General features: G+C 61.8%; 19 protein-coding genes and 1 pseudogene. 10 read left to right on the top strand and 10 right to left on the bottom strand.

Annotated elements, in window-relative coordinates:
• Positions 1–20: 20 nt before the first annotated feature.
• From J8I29_RS27320 to J8I29_RS27290, 7 genes are all read right to left on the bottom strand, one after another.
• Positions 21–965 (bottom strand): substrate-binding domain-containing protein, encoded by a 945-nt coding sequence (locus J8I29_RS27320; RefSeq protein WP_105864846.1) that lies wholly within the window; start codon positions 963–965, stop codon positions 21–23.
• Positions 966–1,400: 435 nt separating this feature from the next.
• A complete protein-coding gene (locus J8I29_RS27315; RefSeq protein ID WP_105864845.1) occupies positions 1,401–2,345 on the bottom strand; it encodes a sugar kinase in 945 nt (314 codons plus the stop codon).
• A gap of 62 nt (positions 2,346–2,407) precedes the next feature.
• Positions 2,408–3,439, bottom strand: coding sequence for an ABC transporter permease (locus tag J8I29_RS27310; protein ID WP_209434069.1), 1,032 nt, complete (start codon positions 3,437–3,439; stop codon positions 2,408–2,410).
• Positions 3,436–5,004: a sugar ABC transporter ATP-binding protein gene (locus J8I29_RS27305; RefSeq protein ID WP_209434068.1), complete on the bottom strand. Its 1,569-nt coding sequence runs from the start codon at positions 5,002–5,004 to the stop codon at positions 3,436–3,438. The genes J8I29_RS27310 and J8I29_RS27305 overlap by 4 nt, the downstream gene beginning before the upstream one ends.
• A gap of 184 nt (positions 5,005–5,188) precedes the next feature.
• Complete coding sequence (locus tag J8I29_RS27300) at positions 5,189–6,187, bottom strand: autoinducer 2 ABC transporter substrate-binding protein (protein WP_209434067.1); 999 nt, start codon at positions 6,185–6,187, stop codon at positions 5,189–5,191.
• Positions 6,188–6,277: 90 nt separating this feature from the next.
• Positions 6,278–7,267 (bottom strand): ABC transporter permease, encoded by a 990-nt coding sequence (locus J8I29_RS27295; RefSeq protein WP_209434066.1) that lies wholly within the window; start codon positions 7,265–7,267, stop codon positions 6,278–6,280.
• The gene (locus J8I29_RS27290; protein WP_209434065.1) at positions 7,254–7,469 is read right to left on the bottom strand and encodes a hypothetical protein; all 216 of its coding nucleotides are present in this window, start codon (positions 7,467–7,469) and stop codon (positions 7,254–7,256) included. The genes J8I29_RS27295 and J8I29_RS27290 overlap by 14 nt, the downstream gene beginning before the upstream one ends.
• Positions 7,470–7,648: 179 nt before the next feature.
• Between J8I29_RS27290 and J8I29_RS27285 the strand changes: the two genes are divergently transcribed.
• The 8 genes from J8I29_RS27285 to dhaL (J8I29_RS27250) all read left to right on the top strand — a co-directional run bounded on the left by J8I29_RS27285 (position 7,649) and on the right by dhaL (J8I29_RS27250) (position 16,709).
• Positions 7,649–9,127, top strand: coding sequence for a sugar ABC transporter ATP-binding protein (locus J8I29_RS27285; RefSeq protein WP_209434064.1), 1,479 nt, complete (start codon positions 7,649–7,651; stop codon positions 9,125–9,127).
• Positions 9,128–9,171: 44 nt separating this feature from the next.
• Positions 9,172–10,176, top strand: a complete 1,005-nt coding sequence (locus J8I29_RS27280) for an ABC transporter permease (RefSeq protein WP_209434063.1) — start codon at positions 9,172–9,174, stop codon at positions 10,174–10,176.
• Positions 10,177–10,260: 84 nt separating this feature from the next.
• Positions 10,261–11,253, top strand: a complete 993-nt coding sequence (locus tag J8I29_RS27275; RefSeq protein ID WP_209434062.1) for a substrate-binding domain-containing protein — start codon at positions 10,261–10,263, stop codon at positions 11,251–11,253.
• Between the two features lie 55 nt (positions 11,254–11,308).
• Positions 11,309–12,082, top strand: coding sequence for a GolD/DthD family dehydrogenase (locus J8I29_RS27270; protein WP_209434061.1), 774 nt, complete (start codon positions 11,309–11,311; stop codon positions 12,080–12,082).
• A 33-nt stretch (positions 12,083–12,115) separates the two neighbouring features.
• Complete coding sequence (locus J8I29_RS27265; RefSeq protein ID WP_105864835.1) at positions 12,116–13,108, top strand: dihydroxyacetone kinase subunit DhaK; 993 nt, start codon at positions 12,116–12,118, stop codon at positions 13,106–13,108.
• A gap of 12 nt (positions 13,109–13,120) precedes the next feature.
• Positions 13,121–13,762 (top strand): dihydroxyacetone kinase subunit DhaL, encoded by a 642-nt coding sequence (dhaL, locus tag J8I29_RS27260; protein ID WP_209434060.1) that lies wholly within the window; start codon positions 13,121–13,123, stop codon positions 13,760–13,762.
• Positions 13,763–13,904: 142 nt separating this feature from the next.
• Entirely contained in the window at positions 13,905–16,031 is a 2,127-nt protein-coding gene (locus J8I29_RS27255) for a bifunctional sugar-binding transcriptional regulator/dihydroxyacetone kinase subunit DhaK (RefSeq protein ID WP_209434059.1), read from the top strand.
• Positions 16,032–16,061: 30 nt separating this feature from the next.
• Positions 16,062–16,709 (top strand): dihydroxyacetone kinase subunit DhaL, encoded by a 648-nt coding sequence (gene dhaL, locus J8I29_RS27250; RefSeq protein WP_209434058.1) that lies wholly within the window; start codon positions 16,062–16,064, stop codon positions 16,707–16,709.
• 236 nt (positions 16,710–16,945) lie between these two features.
• Here the strand turns inward: dhaL (J8I29_RS27250) and J8I29_RS27245 are convergent, their stop codons facing one another.
• The gene (locus J8I29_RS27245) at positions 16,946–17,374 is read right to left on the bottom strand and encodes a hypothetical protein (protein ID WP_209434057.1); all 429 of its coding nucleotides are present in this window, start codon (positions 17,372–17,374) and stop codon (positions 16,946–16,948) included.
• Positions 17,375–17,814: 440 nt separating this feature from the next.
• Here J8I29_RS27245 and J8I29_RS27240 point away from each other — a divergent pair, with 440 nt between their 5' ends.
• On the top strand, positions 17,815–18,015 hold the full coding sequence (locus J8I29_RS27240; RefSeq protein ID WP_105864830.1) for a hypothetical protein: 201 nt from the start codon (positions 17,815–17,817) through the stop codon (positions 18,013–18,015).
• 214 nt (positions 18,016–18,229) lie between these two features.
• Here J8I29_RS27240 and J8I29_RS27235 read toward each other — a convergent pair.
• Together J8I29_RS27235 and J8I29_RS27230 are read right to left on the bottom strand one after the other, a co-directional pair.
• Positions 18,230–18,838: pseudogene (locus tag J8I29_RS27235) on the bottom strand (NADPH-dependent F420 reductase); the annotation flags it as partial.
• Between the two features lie 16 nt (positions 18,839–18,854).
• Positions 18,855–19,589, bottom strand: coding sequence for an SDR family oxidoreductase (locus J8I29_RS27230; protein WP_209434055.1), 735 nt, complete (start codon positions 19,587–19,589; stop codon positions 18,855–18,857).
• A 187-nt stretch (positions 19,590–19,776) separates the two neighbouring features.
• Between J8I29_RS27230 and J8I29_RS27225 the strand changes: the two genes are divergently transcribed.
• Positions 19,777–20,667 (top strand): LysR family transcriptional regulator, encoded by an 891-nt coding sequence (locus J8I29_RS27225; protein ID WP_209434054.1) that lies wholly within the window; start codon positions 19,777–19,779, stop codon positions 20,665–20,667.
• Positions 20,668–20,984: the final 317 nt, after the last annotated feature.

Here is a 20,984-nt window from a genome sequence, read left to right as displayed (position 1 = left end):
CTACTCTTTGCACGAGAGGCTCAGCCGCCCACATTCTGCTTGGTCAGGAAGGCGTTGCCGGTGTCGATGAAATCGGGAACGGGCGCGCCGGTCGCCTTCGCCCACAGCATCATCACCGACCAGTAACCCTGGAGTTCGGGCTGAGATGCCGAGGAGCTTTCCGCCACGCCAGTGCGGATCATGTCGAGCATTTCCGGCAGGTTATCGAGGCCGACAAGCGTGACCTTGCCCTGCTTGCCAGCCTCGACGATGGCCTGGCCGATGCCGATCGGCCCTGCGGCATCGGAGGCAACCCAGCCCTTGAGATCCGGATGCGCCTGCATGATGGCGGCGGCCTGCTGCTGAGCGGTCTGAATGCTGTCGTTGTCGATCCCCTCGGCCACAACCTTGATGCCTGGATGTTCGGCAAACACCTTGCGATGGCAGTCGGCCCGGATCGCATGATTGGGCGCCGTCGGCACGCCCATCATGATGGCGACTTCGCCCTTGCCGCCGAGAAGTTCGACGAGACGGCGCGAAGCGATCTTGGCCTGCTCACAGAAATCCGATCCGATATGGGTGATCGACATGCCCTCGGGCGGCACGGAATCGAACAGGACGAGCGGGATCTTCTGGCTCTGGGCTTCTTCCAGCGAAGCGCGATTGCCCGAGGGATCCAGAAGATCGATCGCCAAGCCATCGGGATGGGTGGCGAGCGCACTGTCCAGGATCTGGTTCTGCTGCACGACATCCGCGGACTGGGGAGCGGAATAGACGATTTCGACATTGGCGCCCGTCTGGGCCTTCAGTGCCGCCGCAGCCTGCTGGGCACCCTGATTTACCTTATCGAACCAGGGATGGACGACCTTTGGCACGATGACAAAGCGGTAGCTGTCTTTCTTGACGGTACCGGGCGCGCTTTGGGCCAGGGCTGCAGCGGGCAGCGCAAAAGCGGCACATGCGATCAGCGTCGCGAGCTTATTCATGAAGTCCTCCCTCTATGGTCGACAGGCAGAACAAATCCGCCCGCGGCGTGCCGTCTGACTGCAGTCAGTTCCAGCCGCCTTCACCACTCGATACACATGTATTTTCATTTTTACAAGAGTTGTGGGAAGCGCGTCGACAGAGGTTACCCGCGGAGCCTCAGCTGCCTCACAGCAGGAAAGCCAGGGTTCTTGAGCTCAGGATCTGGGGAAGGATCGCCCCACATCGGCGGCATTCGCCTCCCCAGACGCGCTGACGTGCATAGGGGCGAGCGCGAAGCGGCAAACGGTTTGCAGATCTTCGATGGCGCGGATCCAACCCGGCGGCCAGTCCCGCGGCAAGCGCCCCTGCTCTTCCGAACAAGGCGCATCATTGCCCGAGGCTGCCGGCCTCGCGGATCGTGAAGGGCCGGATTTCCGGCACGCTTCCTCTTCGGTTCAATGTCTGATCGGCGTCGTGTTCATGAAGGCCAACGTGTCCTCGAACGACCGAATGCCCGCATCGGAGCCAAGGCCCGTCGCCACCAGTGCCGCCGATGCCTGGGCAAAGTTCAAGGCTGTCTTCAGATCCATCTTGCGATGCAGGCCGGTGATGAAACCAGCGTCGAACGCATCGCCGCACCCGGTCGTGTCCACCACCTCGATCTGGAAGGCCGGCTGGCGAACGATCTCGCCGTGAGCGTCCATGAAGCACACGCCATCGCCGCCCAGCGTGAATACGCAGTGTTTCACGCCGCGATCGAGGAAGAACCGGCCCGCACTCTCGATATCGGACGTGCCGGAAATCTGCCGCGCTTCCTCGATGGAGGGCATGAAGTAGTCGATATGGGGAAACAGGGGCGCGATAAGATCGAGCGTGCCGTCATTGGCGCCGAGCAGGTCGAACGTTGTCGTACGCCCGCGCGCTTTTGCCTCGGCCAGCAATTTGCGGCTCGGCTCGCCGTCGAGCTTGGCCAGCAATCCGGTACCACCCAGGTGAATGATCGGCGGAGCCAGCACCGTATCGAGAGCGCTCTCGGCAACCTCGAAATGATCGGAGGCCCCTCGCGCATGGAGCGCCGGTCGGTCGCCATTGCGCCGAATATTCAAAATGGTCGCCGATGTCGGCACGCCTGTGAGGCGCTGCATCTGAGCCGTATCGACGCCGAAGCGCTGAAGTGTCGCAAGAACGAAATCTGCTTTCTCGTCATCGCCGACGGCACCGACGGCGAGGCAATTCAGCCCAAGCTTTGCAAGGTCCACCACCGTGCCACCGGCGGTACCCGCAACGGTCAGCCTGATTTCGTCGATGAACTCCACATTGCCGCCAGCCGGAATGGCATCAACCGGCCGCCCGAGCACGTCGAGGATATAAAGCCCGATGACCGATACATCATGAGACATGGAAACCTCTTGGAATAAGACACAAGATTGGCTGGCGCCGGTCATGGCGCCGCAGGCGTCTGCTAGCCGCGATTGCGCAAGGCGAAAATGGTTCCTGCGATCAGGATGAAAATGCCGACGATGGCCAGCTGCAGCGTGCTTGGAATACCCACGAAGATCAGAACGTTGCTGACCAGCGTTATCAGGAGCACGCCGAGCAGCGTCCCGATCACCGATCCGGAGCCGCCCGTGATGCGGGCGCCGCCCAGAACGACGGCCGCGATGATCTCAAGCTCCATGCCGGCAAGATCGAACGGATTGGCGAGGCGGTTGCTCGAGACGTGGATCACACCCGCAATGCCGGCGAGCAACCCGGCATAGGCAAACACGAACACCCGCACGCGAAACAGATTGATGCCCAGGCGCTCGGCAATCGCAGAATTGCCGCCGATGGCGAAGATGGCGCGGCCCATCAGCGTGCGCTCCAGGATGTACCAGGTGACGATAGCGGCAACGGCCAGAACCAGAACCGTCGCCGGCAACACGGACACAACGCCATTCGAGGCGCGATGGGTGAACAGCGAGGCCTTGCCGAACGCATCCATGGCGGACGGGATGTTCATGAACAGGGCGGTCCCGATGAATGTCAGCAGGAAACTGCGGATGACATATTGGGTGCCGATCGTGACGATCAGCGACGGCGCCTGGAGTTTTTGAACGAGCACTCCGTTTACGATTCCGAAGGCTGCACCGCCGAGGGCCGCAAGGATCACGATGAGCGTCATCGGCATGCCCGGGAACCAGGTCGTGACGACCATGGTCAGGACATACATCACGAAGGCGGCAATCGCCGTGAACGATACGTCGATGCCCCCGGACGCCAGCACGACCAGCACCCCCATCGCGAACAGCCCGCGCACCACCGACGCGCGCAGGATGTCGACGATATTGCTCATCTGGAGGAAGTCGGGATTGGCGGCGATCACGACCAGGCAGGTCGCAACGGTCAGCAGCAAGGTGAAGAGTTCGGGCCGGCGCCCCATCAAGTCCCACCAGCGGAGCAAGAAGCCGCGGCGCTGGGGATCGGCAGCGGTCGTGGATGCAATCTCGGTCATTGCGCGATCTCCGCCGACGTGCCGGCCATGGATTGATAGATCGCGTCTTCGGTCAGCCCTTCGGCCTTGTGCGCGGCCACGATGCAGCCTTGGCGCATGACGAGAATGCGATCACAATTCTGCAGAAGCTCCGGCAAGTCATCGCTGATGATGATGACCCCCATGCCGTCATCGGCCAGGCACTGGATGATCCGGAAGATCGTGTCCTTCGATCCCACATCCACGCCGACGGTCGGCCCGTGCAGGATGAGGAGCTTGGGGTTGATGGTAAGCCACCGCCCGATGAGCACCCTTTGCTGGTTGCCGCCGGAAAGGGACTGAACCGGAACCGTCACGTCAGGCGCGACGATCTGCAGGTCGGCAACGCTGGCTTGCGCGGTGCGGCGAGCACCACGGGAACTGATAATGCCGAGCGCGTTGCGCAGACGGTCCAGGATCGGCAGCGTTATGTTGTCCTGGATCGACTTTTCAAGAAACAGGCCCTCGGTAAGCCGGTCTTCGGGAACATAGCCAATGCCGTGTTGTATGGCCTGTAGCGCCGATTGGGGCGTGACCGTCTTGCCGGCGAGGCGTATCTTGCCGCTCAACGCCGGCTTTACGCCGGCCAGCGCCAGAGCCAGCTCGTTGCGGCCGGAATCCAGCAGCCCCGTGACGCCCAATATCTCGCCCTTTCTCACGCTCAGCGAGATATTTCGAAAAGCCCGGCCATCATCGAGAGTCTCGACCTCGAGCAGGACATCGCCGAGCTTTGGGTCGGTTCGATAGCGTGTCTCGCCGATCTCGCGGCCCGTCATCCACCGGCTGAATTCAGCCTTGCTGTGATCGGCGACGTCGAGTTCGGCGACCTTCAGCCCGTCACGCATGATGATTGCGCGGCCTCCGAGCAGTTTGCACTCGTCGAGCTTATGCGTGACGAACAAGACCGCGACACCTTTGGTGCGCAGCCGCTCGACGACGCCAAGCAGGTTTTCGACTTCCTGCCGGGTTAGCGATGTCGTTGGCTCGTCCATGATGACCAGGCGTGCTTCGGACGCGACAGCGCGGGCGATGGCGATCAACTGGCGCGTCGCGAGCGGCAGCGTATCCGTGCGACGCGTGAGAAAATCAGCGTTGGTCGGAAGATGCACCTCCGCCAAGGCCCGGCGCGCGGTTTCATGGAGCGCCGTGACGTTCAGCCTGCGGGCCAGACGCCCCGACGCCTCGACGAGTTGCTCGGTAAACGCGACGTTCTCGGCAACCGACAGATTGGGGAGGAGCGACAGGTCCTGATAGACCGTCTCGATGCCGGCCCGCAGCGCCCCGATCGCGTCCAGATCGCCGGCCCTGCTTCCGGTCGGCCGGCCATCGATCAGGATTTGCCCCTCATCGGCAAGCTGAGCGCCGGAAAGGATCTTGATCAGCGTGCTCTTGCCGCAGCCATTCTCCCCCATCAGGTGATAGATCTGCCCCGCCTCGATCGTCAGGCTGACATCCTTCAGCGCCATGACGCCGCCGAAGGATTTCCTGACGTTTCTGACCTCGAGAAACGGCGGCAAAGGGGGCGGCGCAGGATCGGTCGCGTGCATGGCAAATTCCCATAGCGTTTTGCGATTGGGCGGCGGCACCAAGAATCGCAAAGACGCGTCGAAACAAGGAGATAGAGCAAATAAGCGTTCACGCTTGAACGCGCTCTGTTCCAGAACTCCCGGCGCGTCCTCCGGTGCGGCATCGATGCCCGTCGGAAGACGCGTCGGCGAGCGATGCTCGTTGTCAGAACGGGAACTTCTTGTAGTTCGACTTGTCGACATCAACCCAGGCTTGGCCCTGCATGATGATGCCCTTGCCGGGCCCCTTGATGACGGTCATCTTTTCGTAGCCCGGCACGCCGAGATTGATCCCGTCCTTGATCTCCTCACCCTTCAGGACCATCTCGGAGACCTTGTTCATGACGTAGCCGGCATCCTTGGGATCCCAGAAGAAGATCTGATTGACGGCGCCGCTTTCCAGATAAGGTCCGGTATCCTTGGGAAGGCCGAGGCCATAGACGCAGACCTTGCCCTGAAGGCCGGCTTCTTCCACGGCCCGGCCGATACCGATCACGTCAATGGCAGAAGAACCCTGGAACCCCTTGATGTCCGGATATTTGCGCAGGATCTCCTTGGCCTTTTCATAAGCGCGATTGGCGTCGTTGAAGGATTCGTTCTTGGCGGCAACCAGTTCCATGCCCGGATATTTCTTGGCGTTTTCGGCGCCGGCATCGACCCACTGGTTATGCGTCAAACTGCCCAGCGAGCCAACGAACGACGTCCATTTGCCCGACTTACCCATGCAGGCGGAGAGCTTTTCGTTGATACGCGCACCGAAGGCCTTGTTGTCGAAAGCTTCGATGTCGACATCGGTGTTCTTCAGGCTGTCACCCTCATGGGTGATGACCTTGATCCCGCGCTGAGAAGCTCGGCGAAGGACGCCTTCGAGTGCGGAGGGGTCCATCGGAACGATCGCGATCGCCGACACTTTCTTGGCGACGAGATCTTCGATGATGCGGGCCTGCTGAGCCGCATCCGCTTTGGCGGGGCCGATCTGGCTGGCGCTCAAGCCGGGGTTGTCCTTGCCGAAGGCATCCACGCCTTCGTTCATGCGGATGAACCAGTTTTCGCCCGTGACCTTGACCACGGTCACGATGGATGGCTTGTCCTGGGCGAACGAAGCCCCGGCCATCAATATGCCTGCCAGCATCGTACAAGCCGCCAGCTTGGTAATCTTGCTCATAGTTTCCTCCATTTAAGCAAAATCGTCTTTTAAGATCGGCACTGCCGGTCCTGTTGGATCTTCACGGTGCCGAGCGGATCGCGAACCGGGCTATCGTCGCTTCGGCGTGAACCAGACGCCCAGATGCACCCGTGAGAAGGCCAGGAGGGCGAGCAGCAGGACGCCCCAGGCAAGGTCTCGGAAAAAATTCGAAATGTTCATGAAGTTGAACAGGCTGGAGAGAATCTGCAGCGCCGTCGCAGCCAGCAGCACGCAGATCACCTTGCCATATCCGCCTTCGGGCTTAACGCCGGCCAGAACGGCAATCAGAATGGCGATCAACACATAAGAGCCGCCATAGTCCCATTTCACCGAGGAATTGCGGGCCGCGATAATGATCCCGGCCACGGAAGACAGCACGCCGCAGAGGGTATAGGTAACCAGCAGCATGCGCTTTTCATTGATACCCCCATAACGCGCCGCCTTGGAATTACTTCCCAGCAACATCAATTTCATGCCGAACGGCGTGTATTTCAAAAGAAAAGCCAGTCCGGCTGCTATTGCCAGAAACAACGCAAAGCACACGGGAACGCCGAGTACCGGCATGTTGCCGAAGTCATCCAGTGGCTCGATGAAGCCCATGGTGATCGCGGAGCCGTTCGTCAGGAACACCGCAATGCCGGTGAACAGCAGCTGTGTTCCCAATGTCGCGATCAGGGGCGTCAGCCGCGCATAGGCGATCACGCTTCCGTTTACCAGGCCGCCGATCAGGCCCACGAGAAGCGCTAGGCCGGTGAAACCCCAGAAAAACAGGGTCGGTGCGTCGTCGGCCACGATGAAATGGCTCGTCACCTGAAAGGCGGCGATGCCGGCAAGATTCGCCAGGGCGATGCCCGACAGATCGATGCCGCCATTGCCCGAGATCATGGCCAGCATGACGCCCAGCGCCAGAAGGCCGAGTTCGGGAACCTGCGACGCCATGGATTGCAGATTGTAGCTGTCGATGAAACTGGAGCCAGCCAATAGAGCTCCGGCCGCGAGAACCGCGGCATTGATCAACAGCAGAAAAGGCGCCTGCCGGTTCAGGCTATAGGACGACACGTTTTCCTCCGGTTTGCGAAGAGTACAGCCCCCGATCGTGTTCTCCGTTGACCACGCTTTCGGCGAGGACCTTTGAGATGTCGGCGTAGTGGCCCGGCCGGCTCAGATCCGTGACCGTGATGTCGCCCCTGCCCGCCCAATGATCCGCGATGGCATCGAGCAGGGGCCTGCCTGCGCCATCCGCGCCAAGCGCAATCGTCATTGATGGCTCCCTCCCGAGGCAAGCCGGGTGCCCGACGGCCACGGCTCTTGTCTGTTTTGCAGTTCTTGACATTTGTCGATCCTTCTTTGACAATTGTCAATATCGACGCTCGGATTTGGATCCGATGACGTCGATGTGCCCCGCCGGCCAGGCGGCGAGCGCATATGAGGAGAGGAAGCGTGGATCTCTTGCTTGAGGTGGAAGGGCTCAAAAAGTCCTTCGGCGGCGTTGCTGCCTTGCGAAATGGCGCCTTCAAGCTCCATGCGGGGTCCGTCCATGCCCTGTGCGGCGGCAACGGCGCGGGCAAGTCCACCTTCCTGAAGATCCTGATGGGGCTGCATCGCAGAGACGCCGGCGTGATCTGCCGCCGCGGCAAGGCCGTGGAATTCTCCACTCCGGCCGAAGCGCTGGCTTCCGGCATTGCCATCATCGAACAGGAACTCAGCCCGGTTCCCCACATGACGGCGGCCGAGAACATTTTCCTCGGGCGCGAACCGTCTGCACGCTTCGGCGGCATCGATTTCCGAAAGATGAACCGGGAAGCCCAGGCGCTGTTCGATCAGCTCGGCTTCAATATCCGTGCCAGCCAATACATGATGAATCTCTCCGTGGCGCAGATGCAGCTCGTAGAGATCGCCAAGGCGCTGAGCCACGACGCCGAGGTCATCTTCATGGACGAGCCGACCTCCGCCATCGGCGAGAAGGAAGCCCAGCACCTGTTCTCGGCCATCGAGCGGCTTAAGGCCGTGGGCAAAGGCGTCGTCTATGTCTCCCACCGGCTGTCGGAAATCTTCCAGATCGCCGATTCCTATACCGTCTTCCGGGACGGCAGTTATGTGGGCAGCGGGGGCTTGGCCGATATCACCCGGCCCGAGCTGATCCGCATGATCGTCGGCCGGGAACTCGGGGAGGAATATGTCAAGACCAACCGTCCCGCCGAGACGATCAGCTTCGAGGTCAGCGGTCTCACCGCTCCCGGCAAGATCGAGGACATTTCATTTTCGGTGCGCCGGGGTGAGATCTTCGGCATCTACGGCCTCATGGGATCGGGTCGTACCCAGATCTTCGACTGCCTGTTTGGCCTGGACAGGCCGACAGCCGGCAGTATTACCCTGGACGGCGAGAAGCTGGCCATTTCTCGTCCCGCTGACGCCATGCGCGCGGGTATCGCGCTCGTCACCGAGGACCGCAAGCTCACCGGCCTCAATCTTTCCGATAGCGTGCGCAACAACATCTGCTTGGCGAGCCTGCCGGAGTTGAGCCCGGGTTTCATCATGCAGCACCGGCGGGAACGGGCGGCCTCGGCCGACATGATCGCGCGGTTCGGTATCAAGGCAGCGCGCGATACCATGCCGGTTTCCGGCCTGTCCGGTGGCAACCAGCAAAAAGTCGTGCTCGGCAAGTGGTTCCTGCGCCAGCCCAGGCTTCTCCTGCTGGATGAGCCGACGCGCGGCGTCGATGTCGGCGCCAAGCGCGAGATCTACCGCATCATCTGCGATTTCGCGGCGGCCGGCGGCACGGTCGTGATGATCTCATCCGAAATAGACGAAGTGCTCGGCATGTCCGACCGCATCCTGGTGATGCGGCAGGGTCGGTCAGCCGGGATCCATCGGCGCGAAGAAACCGACGCGCAGTCGCTCGTGCATCTGTCCACCTGAGATCGACGTCCCGGTGTATCGGCCGGCACAAGAAGGAAATCCACGTGTCCGCTAACCAGAATCCTTCGACCAGCATCTGGCCCGGCAAGGAACATCGTCGGCTGATCGTCCAGGAATATGGCATCTTCATTGCCTTCTTGTTGCTGGCCTTGATCCTGTCGTTCTCCAACCAGTACTTCCTGACCGCGGGCAACATTTCCAACGTGCTGTTGCAGACCGCCATTAACGGCGTCCTGGCTGTTGGCATGACTTTCGTCATCCTGACGCGGGGGATCGATCTGTCGGTCGGCTCGGTAGCGGCGCTCACCGGCATCGTCGCCGCCAGTTTCGCGACCACGTCGGCAACAGCGGGCCTGCCGGGCGCGCCTTACCCGTTCTACCTCGCCTTGGCGGTGGGTCTTCTGGTCGGCCTTGCCTGTGGTGCGGTTTCCGGTGTCATCGTTTCGCGTTTCGCGGTTCCGGCCTTCGTGGCCACGCTCGGCATGCTCTCGGCGGCGCGCGGCCTGACACTCATTTATGGCGGAGGCCGGCCCGTGCCCGCTCTCACGCCCGAATTCCGCTGGATCGGCACCGGCAGCCTGTTCGGCATTCCTGCACCCGTCATCCTGCTTGCTGTTGCGTTTGCCCTGTCCTGGTGGGTCCTGAACCGCACGCGCTTCGGCCGCTATATCTATGCGGTGGGCGGCAACCCGCATGCCGCCAAGACCTCGGGCATCAACGTTGCCCGCATCCGTTTCAGCGTCTACGTCATCTCCGGCGGACTTTCGGGCCTGGCGGGCATGATGCTGGCGGCCCGCACCGGCTCCGCCCTGCCCCAGGCCGGCATCGCCTACGAGCTCGATGCCATCGCGGCCGTGGTGATCGGCGGCACCAGCCTGTCCGGTGGCGTCGGTCGTATCACCGGCACGCTGATCGGCGCCCTGATCATCGGCGTGATGAACAACGGCCTCGATCTGATGGGCATCCAATCCTACTACCAGCAGGTTCTCAAGGGTGCCCTGATTGTCGGTGCCGTGATGCTGGACCAGAAGAGAAACCAGGGCGAGTAAGCCCCGTGCCATCCGGACGCTCGCGCCCGCGATCCAGAACCGCGTGCCGTCAAGGCTGCGGCATTTTTTCGGAGGAGAACGACCATGAGGAAACTGCTTTTCGCCCTGGCCGCGGCCACGGCATTGCTGGTGACGCCAGCCCAGGCGCAGGACAAGAAAATCAAGATCGGCGCGGCCCCCTACGGCCTCAACGCCGAGTTCATGCAGATCTGGACGGCGGCGCTGAAGGAGCATCCCGCCGTCAAGAGCGGAGAGGTGGAACTGACCGTGTTCGACGGGCGCTACGATGCGCTCGTGCAGCAGGAACAGTTCAACACGATGATCACGCAGAAATTCGACGCGATCATCTTCGTGCCCATCGACATCGAGGCCGGCGCCACCGCCGTCCAGGCCGCGCATGATGCCGGCATTCCCGTCGTCGGCTCGAACACGCGCGTCCACTCCGACCTGTTGTCGTCCTATATCGGCTCCGACGACACGATCTCCGGCTATCTGGAAGCCAAGAGCGTGCTCGACAAGATCGGCTGCAAGGGCAATGTCGTCATCATCGAGGGCCCGATCGGGCAGTCGGCACAGATCTCCCGCCTCGAAGGCAACAAGAAGGCCTTGGCGGAATGCCCGAATGTAAAGGTTATTGAAGACCAGACCGCCAACTGGTCACGCGCCGAGGCGCAGACCCTGATGGAAAACTGGCTGACGGCACATCCCGGCCAGATCAACGGCGTCATCGGCCAGAATGACGAGATGGCGCTCGGCGCGATCGAGGCCATCAAGGCGGCCAAGCTGAACGTCAAGGATTTCGCGATTGCCGGCATCGACGGCGTCACCGACGCGCTCCATGCGGTCAAGCAGGGCACGATGACCTCGATCCTGCAGGATGCCCGCGCCCAGGCGCAGGGAGCCCTGGACCTTGCCATCTTCCAGGCCAGGAAGGGCAACTACAAGCCGCAATCCGATATCTGGGCCCAGTATCCCAGCATGCCGTTCAACAATGGCACCGCCAAGGAATACAACGTGCCGTGGACGCCCGTCACCGCCGACAATGTCGACAAGCTGCTCGCCGCTCGCAGCAAGTGATTCTTACGCGGGGCATCGCCTCGCCCCGCGCCTTCCGCCGACAGGACCCATCGACATGACCGATATCGCGCCTCAAATCGACCTGACCTTTCCGCTCTCCGGCAAGGTCGCCCTCGTCACCGGAGCCGCCTCCGGCATCGGTGCGGCCATTGCAGCGGCTTTCGCCGCCAAGGGAGCCCGGGTCGCCGTTCTCGACATCAACGCCGAACTCGCCGCCGCGCAGGCGGCCAAGCTTGGGAATGGTGCACGAGCATTCGTGTGCAATGTCACCGATCCTGAATCCGTCAATGCCGCGATCACGGGTACGAAGGCTGCGTTTGGTGGCATCGACGTCGCGGTCAACAGCGCCGGGGTCGTGTTCCTGGCTCCGGCCGAAGATCTGTCGCTGGACCACTGGACCAGGACGATCGACATCAATCTCAAAGGCAGCTTCCTGGTCACGCAGGCTGTCGGCCGGGAAATGATCGGTGCCGGCAAGGGCGGCAGGATCATCAATCTCGCTTCGCAGGCGGGCACTGTCGCCATCGAGGAGCATGTGGCCTATTGCGCCTCGAAATTCGGCGTGATCGGCATGTCCAAGACCTTTGCGGCCGAGTGGGGCAAATACGGCATCACCGTCAACACGCTTTCCCCCACCATCGTGCTCACCGAACTGGGCAAGAAGGCCTGGGCGGGAGAGAAGGGCGATGCCGCCCGAAAACGCATTCCCGCCGGTCGGTTCGCCTTTCCCGAGGAAATCGCGGCTGCGGCCGTTTTCCTCGCTTCCGCCGGTGCGGATATGATCAATGGCGCCGACTTGCTGATCGATGGCGGCTACACGATCCTTTGAGCCGAAGCGCTCCAGGAACCCATAGGAGAAATCATGCAGCGGTTCGTCAACAATCCCGACGAAGTCGTCGAGGACACGGTAAAAGGGTTCGTCAAGGCCCATTCCGATATTGTTCGCCTCGCCGACAATCCCCGTGTCATCGCCGCCAGGAATGCGCCTCGTGCTGGCAAGGTAGGCGTCGTCACGGGCGGCGGCTCCGGCCATGAGCCGGCTTTCATTGGCTATACCGGCGAGAACATGCTCGATGCCGTCGCTGTCGGAGAACTGTTTTCCTCCCCCACGGCCAAGAGTTTCTACGATGCCATCCGTGAGGCCGATGGCGGAAAGGGCGTAGTCTGCCTTTACGGCAATTATGCCGGCGACAACATGAACGTGAAGATGGCGATCAAGCTCGCCGCAAAGGACGGCATCGAAGTGGCGACCGTGGTTGCCAACGACGATGTCTGCTCGGCGTCCCGCGACGAGCGCGAAAAACGCCGGGGCGTCGCTGGCGAGATCTTCATGTGGAAGGTTGGCGGCGCCAAGGCGGCAAAGGGCGCCTCGCTCGAGACCGTTCGCGCGACTGCGCAAAGGGCGATCGACAATTGCCGTTCGATCGGCGTGGGCCTCGGTCCCTGTACCCTGCCGGCTGTCGGCCATCCGAATTTCGAGATCGCACCGGGCACGATGGAGGTCGGCATTGGCCATCACGGCGAGCCGGGCGTCCGCGTGGAGCCGCTGAAATCCGCGGCCGAGATCGCTCGCGACATGTGCACGATCGTTCTCGACGACCACGATCTTCCCGAGGGCACCGAAGTCGCCGTGCTGGTTTCCGGCCTCGGTGCGACACCGCTCAATGAACTCTACATCCTGAACGATACGATCGAATCCGAGATCGTCAAACGCGGCCTGAAAATCCATCGCACCTATATCGGCAATTACTTCACCTCGCTGGAAATGATCGGCGCAACCCTGACGGTCATGGCTCTTGACGACGAACTGAAGGAACTGCTCGATACGGACGTGCGCTGCGCTGCAATCTTGTAAAGAGAACGCCTCATGCAAACCCTGAACAATGCGGAAGCCGGCGACATCGTTCTGGCCATGGCAGAACGCATTATCGAAAATCGGGCCTATCTCAGCGAAATCGACGGCAAGATTGGCGACGGCGATCACGGCGTCAACATGGCGAAAGGTTTCAACCTGGCTGCCGAGCGGCTCAAGGGCAAGAACGCCTCCCTTTCAGGCTCGCTCGACACGCTGGGCACCGTCCTGATGACCGAAATCGGCGGTTCGATGGGACCGCTCTATGGCGTGATGTTTACGGAATTCGCCGAAAAGATCGAGGGTGTCGAGGCCATCGACGCCGCCGCCTTCAGCCGCATGCTGCATGCGGGCCTCGAAGGCATTCAATCCATCGGGTCCGCCAAAGTAGGCGACAAGACGCTTCTGGACACATTCGTTCCGGCCCTTGCCGCGTTCGATGATGCAAACGCTGCCGGCAGATCCTTTGCCGAAGCCCTGGATGCGCTTGTCGAAGCAGCAGAAAAGGGGCGCGATTCCACCATAGATTTGGTGGCCAGGATCGGACGCGCCAGCCGTCTGGGCGAACGGTCCCGCGGCGTCCTGGACGCCGGGGCAACCTCCTGCGCCATCATTCTCAAAGAATTGTCACTCGGCGCCCGCGAGCAACTGCAATAAGAGACGGCCGATTTGCGCAACATGGCGGCCCCCCTTTATGCTTGGAAGGTTGGGCCGCTTTTTGTTTTGAATCTTCGCAAAACGAGACAAAGGCATTGTCCTGCAAGCCTTCCCGACCGACGCAGGAGCAATGGCAAACAAGATGGCGCTGAGTAAAAAAAACGCCATGACCAAGCCTGGTCAGGCGGAATTGGCCGATGTCATACCGCTGCGATATGCCGACGATCCCTATGTGTGGGCCTGCTGGCTTTATTACGAGGACGGACGCACACAGGGCGATATCGCCGAGATAATGGGAATCTCGCGCGCAACGGTCAACAGCTACCTTGCCGAAGCGCGCAGCCGCGGCATCGTCAGCATTTCCATCGAGCCTGCGCGGCTGAGCTCCCTGGTCGTCGCGCAGGAGCTGAAACAGCATTTCGGATTGACCGACTGTCTCGTCGTGCCCGACGATGACGGATCGCGAACCTTGATCGACCGCCTGGGAGCCGCCGGCGCGCAAGCCGTTGCAAAGCTGCTGAAATCCGGCGACACGGTGGCCGTCGCATGGGGGCGCACAGTCCTGTCCATCGCCGAAAACCTGCATGTCTCCAATCTGCAGGACGTGACGGTCGTCCAGGCCACCGGCGGCACCCGAGCCGGTTTCGCCTATACGCCGGAGCTGTGCGCGGCGGCGCTCGCCAAAGCCACGAATGCCCAACTCATCAACATCACCGCGCCGGCTATCGTGTCGAATGCGCAGGTCAAATCGGCTTTCTTGGACGAGCCGGTCATTGCCGAGCAATTTCAAGCACTGACCCGTGCCAACAAGGCACTTTTCGGCATTTCGTCCCTTCGGCCGAATTCGACGATCCATACCAGCGGATTCTTCGAGGACGTCTCGATCCAGGACTATCTGGCCAGAAATGCAGTCGGCGTGATTGCAGGCCGTTTCATCGACGCCCATGGCCACCCCGTTTCCGGACCTCTGGACGACAGGACCATCGGCATTTCACTCGATCGGCTGCGCGATAGCAACATGCGCATTGCGGTTGCCGGCGGTTTCGACAAGGTGCCGGCCATTCTGGCGGCGCTGAGAGGCGGCTATGTCAGCGTGTTGATCACCGATGCGGCGACCGGACGCGGCATCCTCCATGCCGACGGGGTGGCGCAGATCCACAGCAAGCCTGCCCAACGCTTGCGGCAGGAACCTTCGGCTGTCCCGCCCAGCCATAACCGCACCCATATCAAGAAATTTCTCAACAACCCCGATGACGTTGTCGATGAAATGCTTGACGGGGTCATCAAGGCGCATGCTGCTCATGTCGCGCCGATCAACGGCTCGAAGCGTGCACTGGTTGCGCGCCATGGCCCGCGTGCGGGCAAGGTCGGCCTGGTCATCGGCGGCGGTTCCGGCCACGAACCCTGCTTTCTCGGTTACGTCGGCAAGGGGCTGGCCGACGCGGTGGCGATCGGCAACGTCTTCTCCTCGCCTCCCCCTGTTCCGATCCTCGAATGCGCAAAGGCTGCCTCGGGCGGAGCGGGTGTCCTTTTCGTCTACGGCAACTATGTCGGCGATGTCATGAACTTTGAAATGGCGGCCGAGCTGGCGCAGGAGGCGAACATACCCACTCGTACGGTGCTGACGACTGACGATATCTCCTCCTCACCGGTCGAGGATCGCGACGGACGGCGCGGCGTGGCGGGCAATTTCTTTGTCTTCAAGATCGCCGGCGCCGCCTGCGATCGCGGGCTGTCGCTCGAGGAATGCGAGGCCATTGCGCGCAAGGCCAACAGGCGCACCTATACGATGGGGGTCGCGCTGGAACCATGTTCCCTGCCGCAAACCCGCCGGCACAACTTCGAGATCGGTCCTGACGAGATGGAAATCGGCATGGGCATTCATGGCGAGCGGGGCGTCATTCGCGAGAAGATGATGCAAGCCGACGAAATCGTCGACCGCATCATGGACAGGGTCTTTTCCGAAATGACTGCCGGCCCGGGAGACCAGGTGGCGGTGCTGGTCAATTCGTTCGGTTCGACCCCCCTGATGGAACTCTACATCCTGTTCAAGCGCGTGGAAGAGCGCCTCAGCGCCAAGCGGATCAGCATCGCGGCGAACTGGGTCGGCCATTACTGCACGTCGCTCGACATGAACGGTGCATCCATATCCATCCTGCACCTGGATCAGGAACTCTCCGATCTCCTGTCGCACCCTTGCGATACCGCCTTTCTTCGGGTCACCGCAAAAGGGGCGCCTCCTGCAGGATCGCTACCTGCGGTCCAATGAGAATTCCACGCTGTTCGGGAGATCAATGCAATGCCGGAAACCGCAGCGCGCCGCCTCAGCTGGATGTTCCAGCTGATTGCTCTATCGATAAAGGCGGAGAAGGAATATCTGTCCGACCTCGACGGCGCGATCGGCGACGCCGATCACGGCATCAGCATGGCCTTGGGGTTTTCGGCCGTCAACGGCGCGCTCGCGAGACTCGATCTTGATCAGGCCACGCCCTCCGAGGTCTTCGCGGCAGCGGCCTCCGCCTTTCTCGACGCCGTCGGCGCATCCACCGGCCCCCTTTATGCAACCGGTTTTCAAAACGCATCCAAGGCCTTGAAAAGCCAACTGACCCTCGACCTGCCGGAACAGGTCGCCATCGTCGAAGCCATTACCAAGGGTATCCAGCTGCGTGGCAAAGGGCAGCGCGGGGACAAGACGATGCTCGACACATGGATTCCGGCAATGGAGGTCGCCGTTCACGCCAAGGCAAACGGCCTGACCATCGGGCAGATGTGGCGCCATATCGTGGAGGCCGGCGCAGAAGGCGCGCAATCAACGAGGTCCATGGTCGCGACCCGCGGCCGCGCCGCCCGGCTTGGAGAACGGTCCCTGGGCCATATGGATCCCGGCGCAGCGTCCGCCCTGATCATTCTGCGGGCGATGCAGGAAGCCTTTGCTGAAAGGGACTAGCCTCCTGAGGCGCCGTGGAAACGGCATCGAAGCCAACAAAGGGCAAGAAGACCATGAGCCCCTGCGGACCCTCTGGATCCTTCGGCGAGCCCTCGGGAAAGCTCCGATTATCGGTCTCGGCAGCACTTGCGCCGGAATATGATCGACTGCGGCCGCGGACGACCGCCGGGACATCTCGGAGGCCGTCTTGCTTCCAAGCCGCATATGTGTCGGCCGCGATGTCGTGCGTTTTCCGATTACTGCCGGAAAACCCAGTTCAGGACATGTCGGAAGATCCCATTCTCAGCCGCGCGCAGCCTGGCAGCGACCTTTGGTCCCGTCATCGTACCACGATAATGGCAGTCGCACAGCAGACGATGGGCCAGCCCCTGGCTGAGCTCGAAATAATTGCAAGCATCGCCGAATGTGTCGCCGGCCAGGCCGTCGGCACGCAGGACCCGGTCATCATAGGCGAGAGCGACGGGACCTTGGTCAACGCGCAAGGTGCCTCGCGCCACTTTCGAATAGGTTTCAATACGCAGGAAGGGCACAAGCGGAGCGTCATGCCTGTCCAGGAGCAAGGCCCAGCGCTCCCGTCGTTCGGCGCGCGTCAGCGCTTTGCGCTCGGCCTGAAGCGGTACGATGTCGGCCTTGAGCCGGAGTTCGTCCAGACTTTGGTGCAGCATGGAAACCTCCATTGGCTTGGTGATGGCGCAAGCAGCGATGCTGAGCGCCGGGACCGTCGAGGGGAAGCGCTCGGCGACTTCCGCTACTCCTCGACCCTGTTGCCATGCCCGCCGTTATGGCTCGGGCATGGGACGCCACTCGACGCGCCGGCGTCGTTCAGTTCGGAATGCTTCGGGCGTCCGAACACCACTGTAGACCCTTTGTTCCTCGTCTCTGCTCAGCAGCATTGAAATTTCTGGGCCGAGACCCAGGAGAAAACGCCAGTGGCGGGAACAGGCGCTGACGCCATTTGTTGGACCCATACATCCGACCGACTTGCCCGCCGGCGGTTGCTCTCAGTCGGCGGGTATTTTCCTGCTCAGGATAGCTCTGTGGGCAGGGAAGGTCTCCAATCGTGCATGCAGACCCATGACCAGCGAAGAAACGAGGTTCTCTGGAGATGAATGCGGAGAACATGAACGAGCGACCACTCGAGGCCAAGGCGGTCACGGCAGTGATCGAGGAACTCGAAAGACAGGCTGCCGAAAACCCGTCGAAGCTGAAGGTTCGGCGAGATGGCGACACGACCATCGTCGATGGTGAAGTCGACGTGGATGCGGTCGTCATGGTGGTCGTGGGGTCCATGGCAGGCGGTCCCTGAAGCCAGCCGAATGGTGACGAAATGGACCAGCGGCCGGCGCTCATAAGATTAGCAGCACGGCCGCGCTGGATCTGACGGGTACCGGCGAATACTAGATTCCGGTTCTCCGTCCACAGGGAGAACCCGCCCCACATGAGTGACGCCGAGGGCCTCTACCCCAACTCCCAACATTGAGGCGAATGGCGCTCACGCTCCATTCGCCTTCGCTTCAAAATCAGCCGTCGAACTTGACGAGGTCCTTGAAGATAAGCCGACCCCAGATATTGCCATGGCCCTGCACAAGCAATCCGCCTTCGGCAAGCCTGCCGAGTTGAATGGGTGCGAAGCCGAGCTTGTCCGCCAGCGCGCCGATCTCGGCAGCCGCGCCGTCATCGTCGCTCGCCAGAAACACGACTCGCCGGCCGCCATGCGAGGCTGGATCCTCCGCCAGAATGGGGGCGGCCAGATGATTGAAGCCCTTGACCAGCTTCGCGCCGGCGAAGGCGTCGGCGACGATCCTCGCGGAAGGCTGTCCGCCCAGCTCCTCGTCAGGCACGCCATAGGCGTTGGTCACATCGACGATGATCTTGCCCTCCCAGCTGGGCAGCGCCTTCGCCACATTCGGGTGCGACTGGAAGCGCACCGCCAGGAAGACGACATCCGCCTTTACAGCCTCGGCGAGCGTCTTGGGAATGACTCCGGGCCCGATCGCTGCCGCAGCGGATGCGAAGCTTTCCGGATCGCGGGTGGTAGCCACGGCTACTTCGATGCCCTTGCGGGCGAATGCCTTGGCCAGTGCCTGGCCAACTTCGCCGAAACCGATGATCGCGTAGGTCATGTCTGTTCTCCTTCGATCAAGGTCAGAGTTGCGCCAGGCCGCCGTCGACCGCGACTTCGCTCGCCGTCATGAAGCTGCTGTCCGAGGATGCGAGGAAGGCGGCCACGGCACCGATCTCGGCGGGGTCGGCCATGCGCTGGAGCGGGGTCATCGAGGCGAATACCGCCTGGCCTTCCTCTCCCAGTGCTTCCTTGGCGAGTTCGGTCGCCGTCGCCCCGGGCGAGAGCACGTTCACCCGGATGCCGGTACCCTTCAGGTCCTCGGCCCAGGTCCGGGCGAGATTGCGCACCGCGGCTTTGCTCGCGCTGTAGGCGGTGAAACCGGGCGCCCCGGTTGTGCCGGCGCTCGAACCAGTGAGGATGATCGAACCGCCCGGCCCCATGAGCGGCAGCGCCTTCTGCACCGTGAAGATCGTGCCCTTCACATTGGTGTCGAAAGTTTCGTCAATATGCTCGGCAGTGATCGCGCCGAGCGGAAGCGGACTTCCAGCTCCGGCATTGGCGAAGACGATATCGAGAGTTCCGCGCTCGGCCTTCACCGCGGCGTAGAGCCGGTCGAGATCAGCCTCGTTGGAGACCGAACCCTTTATTGCGCGGGCACTGGGGCCGAGGCTGGCAAGGGCCGTGTCGAGCGCATCCTGCCGCCGGCCGAAGATGAAGACGAAGGCCCCCTCATCGAGGAAGCGCTTTGCCGCGGCGAGGCCGATGCCGGTCGCACCCCCCGTGATGACTGCAACCTTACCGTCGAGCTTTCTCATGACTGTTCCTCAAATACGATGTCTGATCGTGCGGGGCATGCCCCGGAGGATTGGGAGATGGGTCCGCAAGCGCCGGCCGTTGAGTGCGGAAATCCGCACATCCGTGGTGCGAAATCGATCCAGTGAGTAAGCGCGAAAAACGAACATCGGTGCTGGAAAGGTGCCTTGCATGGCGCAAGAATGCACCATGATCGATTGGGACGACGTCCGTTACTTTCTTGCTGTCGCCCGCAGCGGTTCGGTGCGTGCCGCCGCGACGCGGCTTGGCGTGAATCATTCGACCGTGTTGCGACGCGTTGCCCAGCTCGAGGGGCAGCTTGACGCTCGGATGTTCGAAAAGCTGCCCTCCGGCTACCGGCTTACGGCTGCCGGCGAAGAAGTCCTCGAACTGGCCGATCAGATGGAAGCGTCATCCCATTTGCTGGAGACGCGGGTGTTCGGGCGTGACCAAACGGTGCGTGGGCGCCTGAGGGTCACTCTGGCTCCGAACCTTGCCGCACACTTGCTGATGCCCGACTTTGCCGTATTCGCGCGTCGTCATCCGGATATCGAGATGGAGATCCTGTCGTCCGGCGAACTGGCCAATCTCACCAATCGGGAGGCCGATGTCGCGATCCGCGTCGTCTACGATCGCCAGACGCTTCCGCCCAATCTCCACGGCCTTAAGGGACCGGACATTTTCGGCGGCGTCTACATTTCCCGCGATCTTCTAACCGAATGGCGTGAAGATACGCTTGATTCGCTTCGGTGGATCGTAATCAGCATGCACGGCATCTCGAGCTGGGCCAGCGCAGGTGACATTCAGACTGCCGAGATTTTGTTTAGGGTCACCGATGGCGAGGGGCAGCTTGCCGCAGTCCGGCAGGGGCTGGGGATCACGACCCTGCCGTGCTTCATCGGAGATGCCGATCCGCAGCTTGTGAGAGTACCTGGTACGGCGCTGCATCAATACGGGACCATCTGGCTTCTCACGCAGGGGGAGACGCGCAAGACGAAGCGCGTCCGGCTGTTCACGGAATTCATGTCCCGCAGGCTGGCTGATTACCAAGCCCTTCTCGCGGGCGTGTCCCGGTCTTGAGACGCAGCGCACGCAGTAACTGCCCGCTCGCGACCGCGGCCTGGGGCAAAGCGGTCGGACGAGAGCCTCCAGCGGCAGCCGTTGCCCTATCGCTGAACGAACGGCGGGTTTGCGGGGTAAGCCGGTCGAGCCCGAACGACCGGAACGGGACGCAAAGCAAACCAGCTAAGCCCATGGTCTGCGCGGAACGGTGTTCTGTCGGTGTGGCGACGATGTCTCTTTTGTAAGCCATGGCATCTAATCGCTCACGCACCCACCCGCGGGTTTTTTGCTTGAGATCGTTCTTCGCTCGCTAGGAGATTGCCGATCGGTTCGCC

Source organism: Labrys sp. LIt4, assembly GCF_017813775.1.
Classification (GTDB): Bacteria; Pseudomonadota; Alphaproteobacteria; order Rhizobiales; family Labraceae; genus Labrys; species Labrys okinawensis_A.
The sequence above is the reverse complement of the archived record's forward strand: the minus strand, read 5'-3'. Positions and strand labels throughout refer to the sequence as shown.

Coding starts and splice junctions, on each gene's coding strand:
- J8I29_RS27305 (WP_209434068.1), bottom strand. CDS start 5,004: ATGCACGCGACCGATCCTGCGCCGCCCCCTTTGCCGCCGTTTCTCGAG.
- J8I29_RS27265 (WP_105864835.1), top strand. CDS start 12,116: ATGCAGCGGTTCGTCAACAATCCCGACGAAGTCGTCGAGGACACGGTA.
- J8I29_RS27310 (WP_209434069.1), bottom strand. CDS start 3,439: ATGACCGAGATTGCATCCACGACCGCTGCCGATCCCCAGCGCCGCGGC.
- dhaL (WP_209434058.1), top strand. CDS start 16,062: ATGCCGGAAACCGCAGCGCGCCGCCTCAGCTGGATGTTCCAGCTGATT.
- J8I29_RS27315 (WP_105864845.1), bottom strand. CDS start 2,345: ATGTCTCATGATGTATCGGTCATCGGGCTTTATATCCTCGACGTGCTC.
- J8I29_RS27245 (WP_209434057.1), bottom strand. CDS start 17,374: ATGCTGCACCAAAGTCTGGACGAACTCCGGCTCAAGGCCGACATCGTA.
- J8I29_RS27240 (WP_105864830.1), top strand. CDS start 17,815: ATGAATGCGGAGAACATGAACGAGCGACCACTCGAGGCCAAGGCGGTC.
- J8I29_RS27255 (WP_209434059.1), top strand. CDS start 13,905: ATGGCGCTGAGTAAAAAAAACGCCATGACCAAGCCTGGTCAGGCGGAA.
- J8I29_RS27300 (WP_209434067.1), bottom strand. CDS start 6,187: ATGAGCAAGATTACCAAGCTGGCGGCTTGTACGATGCTGGCAGGCATA.
- J8I29_RS27225 (WP_209434054.1), top strand. CDS start 19,777: ATGATCGATTGGGACGACGTCCGTTACTTTCTTGCTGTCGCCCGCAGC.
- dhaL (WP_209434060.1), top strand. CDS start 13,121: ATGCAAACCCTGAACAATGCGGAAGCCGGCGACATCGTTCTGGCCATG.
- J8I29_RS27275 (WP_209434062.1), top strand. CDS start 10,261: ATGAGGAAACTGCTTTTCGCCCTGGCCGCGGCCACGGCATTGCTGGTG.
- J8I29_RS27290 (WP_209434065.1), bottom strand. CDS start 7,469: ATGACGATTGCGCTTGGCGCGGATGGCGCAGGCAGGCCCCTGCTCGAT.
- J8I29_RS27320 (WP_105864846.1), bottom strand. CDS start 965: ATGAATAAGCTCGCGACGCTGATCGCATGTGCCGCTTTTGCGCTGCCC.
- J8I29_RS27230 (WP_209434055.1), bottom strand. CDS start 19,589: ATGAGAAAGCTCGACGGTAAGGTTGCAGTCATCACGGGGGGTGCGACC.
- J8I29_RS27270 (WP_209434061.1), top strand. CDS start 11,309: ATGACCGATATCGCGCCTCAAATCGACCTGACCTTTCCGCTCTCCGGC.